Origin of the sequence: uncultured Nevskia sp. (assembly GCF_903885465.1) — a bacterium.
In the GTDB taxonomy this organism is placed as follows: Bacteria; Pseudomonadota; Gammaproteobacteria; order Nevskiales; family Nevskiaceae; genus Nevskia.
The window spans coordinates 1-1,617 of record NZ_CAISIQ010000452.1; the positions used below are offsets into that span (position 1 = coordinate 1).

At 64.9% G+C, this 1,617-nt stretch carries 3 protein-coding genes; all 3 read left to right on the forward strand.

Going from position 1 to position 1,617, the window contains the following annotated elements:
* Positions 1 to 652 (forward strand): alpha/beta hydrolase (locus tag QZY06_RS17510; protein ID WP_295686427.1); only part of this gene is annotated, 652 nt, incomplete at its 5' end.
* Entirely contained in the window at positions 649 to 1,146 is a 498-nt protein-coding gene (locus QZY06_RS17515; RefSeq protein ID WP_295686428.1) for a dihydrofolate reductase, read from the forward strand. The genes QZY06_RS17510 and QZY06_RS17515, both read left to right, overlap by 4 nt.
* 68 nt (positions 1,147 to 1,214) lie before the next feature.
* On the forward strand, positions 1,215 to 1,472 hold the full coding sequence (locus QZY06_RS17520; RefSeq protein WP_295686430.1) for an acyl-CoA-binding protein: 258 nt from the start codon (positions 1,215 to 1,217) through the stop codon (positions 1,470 to 1,472).
* Positions 1,473 to 1,617 lie beyond the last annotated feature (145 nt).

Sequence of the window (1,617 nt, forward strand, 5' to 3'; positions counted from 1 at the left end):
CCTGTTCCTGCACGGCACGCCGGGCGGCTGGAAGGCCTGGGCGCATTTCATGGCCGATCCGGAACTGCAGAAGCGGGCGACGATGATCTCCGTCGATCGCCCTGGCTTCGGTGCTTCCGATCCCGGCCGGGTCGCGCCGCTAATGGCCGATCAGGCGCGCCTGCTGGCCCCGCTGCTAGACGGTCCGGGCGCACCGACTCTGCTGGTGGGCCATTCGCTGGGCGGGCCGATCGCCGCCGAACTGGCGATGCGCTATCCCGAGCTAGTGCGCGGCGCGGTACTGGTGGCGCCATCGATCGATCCGAACACCGAGCAGCCGCGCTGGTACAACGTCGCCATGACGCTGTGGCTGGTCAAGCTGATCGCACCAGATGATTTCGTATCGTCGAACCAAGAAATCATGCCGCTGGTGGGCGAGCTGGAAAAGCAGACGCCACGCTGGGCGAGCTTGAAAATGCCGATCACCGTCATCCAGGGCGCTAAAGATGAGCTGGTCGATCCCCGCACGGCGGCCTATGCCGAGAAGGTGCTGCCGAAGCCGAATGGCAAGGTCGTTGTCGTGCCGGACCAGGGCCATTTCGTGCTCTGGAACCGGCCCGATCTGGTGATCAAGGAAATCATCGACGTGCTGGACCGTACCGCGACGCCATGACCACCGAGCTGACCCTGATCGCCGCGCTGGCGCAGAACCGCGTGATTGGCCGCGACGGCGATCTGCCCTGGCGGCTGCCGGATGACCTGAAGCGCTTCAAGCGTTTGACCGTCGGCAAGACCGTGCTGATGGGGCGCAAGACCTGGGTTTCGCTCGGCCGGCCGCTGCCGGATCGTGACAACTGGGTGCTGACCCGAGACGCCACGTTCAAGCCGGCCGGCGCGACGGTGTTCGCCACGCTCGATCAGGCGCTGAATGCCGGGCAGGGGCGGGAGCTGGTGGTGATCGGCGGTGCCGAGCTGTATCGCCAGACCTTGCCGCTGGCGACTCGGCTGGAGCTGACCGAAGTGCTGGCCGAGGTCGATGGCGACACGCTGTTTCCGGCGATCGATCTCGCCCAATGGCAAACCGTCGCCAGCGAAGCCCATCCGGCCGACGAGCGCCATGCTCATGCCTTCCGCTTCGTCAGCTTGCAACGCCTCGAAAACGATTGAGTCTCGACGCCTGTGGCTGCTATAAAGCCGCCTCAGAACAATTGTTCACATAACCTCGAGAATCCGACATGGCCGACCTCAAAGCCGCCTTCGCCCAAGCCCAGATCGATGTCAAGACGCTGACCAAGCGCCCGAGCAACGAAGACCTGCTGACGCTCTACGCGCTGTTCAAGCAGGGCGCCACGGGCGACGCCACCGGCACCCGTCCGGGCATGCTCGACATGGTCAACCGCGCGAAGTACGACGCCTGGGCCAAGCTCAAAGGCACCACGGCGGATGCGGCGATGACTCAGTACGTTGCCAAGGTCAAGGCGATGCTGGGCTGAAGCCTCCTGTTCGGAAAGCATTTCCCCGGCGCCCTGTCGCGAACCCGCTCTTCTTCGGAGACCCGGCCCGGCCATCCATGGCCGGGCGCGAAACTGACAGGCTTGCCATTCAAGGCAAGCCTGTCAGTTTCGTCCCGCGTAGTCC